The organism is Flavobacterium sp. DW-iso2 (genome assembly GCF_058725285.1).
Window position 1 is genome coordinate 1 of the sequence record NZ_JBZXDY010000084.1, and the last position, 610, is coordinate 610.

Annotated in this window: 1 protein-coding gene and 1 pseudogene; both read right to left on the minus strand. The window is 48.2% G+C overall.

The genetic code is table 11. The features are described 5' to 3' along the window. Window positions 1-293, minus strand: a pseudogene (locus tag AC4PRO_RS18205) (hypothetical protein); the annotation flags it as partial. Continuing rightward, window positions 290-610 (minus strand): hypothetical protein (locus tag AC4PRO_RS18210; protein ID WP_492118404.1); only part of this gene is annotated, 321 nt, incomplete at its 5' end. The gene AC4PRO_RS18210 and the pseudogene AC4PRO_RS18205, both read right to left, overlap by 4 nt.

Sequence of the window (610 nt, forward strand, 5' to 3'; positions counted from 1 at the left end):
GTAGAAGGGAATGAAGAATCCGGTGTAATAGTTGCCACAATAATCAGATCAAGATCGCTGCCAGTCATGCCAGCAGACTCAAGTGCTTTGATAGCTGCCTCGTATGCCAGATCTGAGGTCGCCTGATCCGGTGCAGCGATGTGACGCTCCTTGATTCCTGTACGACTGACGATCCACTCATCATTCGTATCTACCATTTTCTCCAAATCGCTGTTTGTCAAAATTTTCTCAGGTACATATTTACCAGTACCGATAACCCCTACCGGGCGCAAATTATTCATGTCTTCACTCACTTCCCGCTAATTTCCTTAGATATGCTCTCCACCAGCTGGTTCTGTACTGCAATCCGTGCTTGGCGCACAGCATTTTTGATGGCATTGCCATCAGCCGATCCATGACTTTTCACCACAAGTCTGCTCAAGCCGAGGAGTGGTGCACCACCATGCTCGGTATAATCCAGTTTCCGTTTCAAACCGCGCAGCTCAGGCATGAGCACAGCAGCAGCCAGTTTGCTTTTGAGCGATGATGAGAATTGTTCCTTAAGCAGAGCGAAAATGGCACCTGCTGTGCCTTCGAGCGATTTCAGCAATATATTTCCGGCAAATCCATC